This is a genomic window from Mesoflavibacter zeaxanthinifaciens DSM 18436 (genome assembly GCF_000422365.1).
GTDB classification, from domain to species: Bacteria; Bacteroidota; Bacteroidia; order Flavobacteriales; family Flavobacteriaceae; genus Mesoflavibacter; species Mesoflavibacter zeaxanthinifaciens.
On the sequence record NZ_AULQ01000017.1, the window covers coordinates 1 to 2,906 of the forward strand.

Below are 2,906 nucleotides of genomic sequence, written 5' to 3' on the forward strand. Positions count from 1 at the left end.
ACAACAGTTGGAACAACAACAGTTTCAGAATCAGCACTTACACCTCAAACAGATTATGAAGTATATGTACAAGCAATTTGTGGTGCAGATACTAGTGTATGGGCTGGACCAATTTTTTTCACAACACCAGTACAAACCAATTTTGTATTAGATTGTGTTAATGGTGGACCACAAACACTAACATATTGTTATGAAAGTAATGATACTAATGTATTCACATTTACAAGTGCAGACGGTACAACACCATTAAACATAACGTTTAATGCTGGTCAAGTAGAACAGAACTGGGACGAACTAGTAGTTTTAGACTCTGACGGAACAACAGATTTAAATGCAGCTACACCTTATGGTAACGGAGGTGATTTAAGTGGTATCCAGTATCAATCTACTGGTTCTTCAATTTCATTTCAGGTACAGTCTGATGGGATTTTCGATTGTGGATCACAAGGTTATACATCTATTGATGTAACGGTAAGTTGTGCTACTTGTATTTATCAAACAGTAGACTTTACGACAATTACAGATTGTTCAAATGGTAATAATCAGTTTTTTGTTGATGTTAACGTGACAGATGCAGGAGATTCTAACTCTCTAACAATAACAGACAACCAAGGTAGTACTCCTATTGTGGTTTCTGGTACAGGCACAACTCAAATTGGTCCTTATCCTTTAGATACTGATGTTATTGTAACTGTTGCAAATACGGATGATAATAATTGTGTTGTAACTAGTGCTACATTAAATGTACCTGTTTGCCCACCTGCAAATGACGAGTGTTCAAACGCAATAGTTGTAACACCTAACCCTGATGAAAACTGTACAAATATAACTAGCGCTTCGCTTTACGGAGCTACAACATCTTCACAAGTTAACACTTGTCCAGGTACAGCAAATGATGATGTTTGGTTCCAGTTTACAGCTACAGCTACAGATCATGGTATTGATATCACTAACATTGTTGGAGATACTACAAACTTAAACCATGGATTATTTGAAGGTACAGATTGTAATAACCTTACTAATCTATATTGTGAAACAGGCAACTCTAGTATTGCTAATGGATTAACTGTAGGCACCACTTATTACATAAGAATTTATACAGATAGTGATGTCGCTTTTCAAGATGTGAGTTTTGATTTATGTGTATTTACAATTCCGCCACCAATAACAACAAATGACACTCAATACACAGTACCTGAATTAGTTACAGATGTTTTAGTTAATTCACCTTGTGCTATTGTAAATAATGTTACTTGGTCTTCTGGTGCTGATTTTGGAACAGATAATGGTATAGGATATTTTGATGGAAATGGATCTTCATTCCCTTTCCAAAGCGGAATAGTTTTAAGTACAGGAAACATAAATGATGTACCTGGACCTGAAACAGGAACTCAAAGTGGTGGCGGATTTGGATGGCCAGGTGATGCAGATTTAGAAGCTGTTATTAATGAAGGTACTACAAATAATGCTTCTGTTTTAGAGTTTGATTTTACTCCCTTAATTGATCAAATGTCATTTAACTTCATCTTCGCTTCGGAAGAATATGGTTCTTTCCAATGTAGTTTTTCTGATGCATTTGTTTTCTTATTAACCGATTTAACTACTGGAGTAACTACTAATTTAGCTGTAGTACCTGGTACAACTACACCAGTCTCTGTATTAACTATTAGAGATAACGCGTATAATGGTGGTTGTGCATCATCTAATCCTGCTCTTTTCGATTTTTATTCTGATGTTTTTGATTATCCTGGAGTAGGGTCTAACCCAATTGCAAGTCCGATTGACTTTAGAGGAAGAACTGTTCCTTTAACAGCATCTGCAACAGTAGTCCCTAATAACCCTTATCATATTAAATTAGTTGTTGCAGATGATGGTGATACTGCGTGGGATTCAGCAGTATTTTTAGAAGCAAGTAGTTTTGATATTGGTACAATAGATTTAGGTAATGACATTTTGATAAGTAATGGTACTGCTTCATGCGAAGGTGATAATGTAGTTTTAGATTTAGGTATTGCTCCTCCAACTAACGCAACAATTACTTGGTATACTGTTGATAACGGAATCACAGAGCCAATACTAGGAGAAAATGGAACATCTTTAACTATAACAGAAGGCGGAGTTTATCAAGTAGATATCACTTTTGCTGGTGTTAGTGCTGCGTGTTTCTATTCTGATGATATTGTAGTTGAATTTTTCCCAAACCCTGAAGTAGAAGTAGGTGACATTCCAACTATTACAGCTTGTGATACTGACAACACAGGAATAACAACCTTTGATTTAACGGAAAACGAATCTATTATTTTAGGTACTCAAACAGATATTACTATTGAATATTATGAGACAGAACAAGATGCAATAGATCAAACTAATATTATTACAAACCCGACAAGTTATACTTCTGGACCAGCAGTGATTTTTGTTAGATTAACTAATGATATTACTGGATGTTATAAGGTTGAAACTTTTAATATTGATTTAGCTCCAAAACCTGTATTAGGAACACCTGAAGACATATTAGGATGTGATAATAATGACGACGGTATAGCAGATTATGACTTAACAGTAAACGAAACCTTGTTAGCAAATGGTCAAGAAGGGTTGACATTTAGCTATTATTTAGACCAAACAGATGCAGATACAAGTACAAATGCAATAACAAACATTACCAATTATGCATCAAGCGCTACGACAATTTACGTAAGAGCTGAAAATGCAGATGGTTGTTTTGAAACAACTACATTTGACTTATTCTTTGGTATTCAACCAGAAACAAGTTTTGACACAGACGTTGTTTACGAGGTATGTCCAAATGCTACAACACCTATAACAGTAACAGCGATACCGGATAATTACACGTCTAACGAGGTAAGTATTGTATGGTATGACCAAAATGATAATATAATATC

General features: G+C 35.1%; 1 protein-coding gene. It reads left to right on the forward strand.

All coding sequences use genetic code 11. The annotated features are described in order from the left end of the window. Positions 1-2,906: choice-of-anchor L domain-containing protein (locus tag H574_RS14705; RefSeq protein WP_051169890.1), on the forward strand; the 2,906-nt coding region annotated here is incomplete at both ends.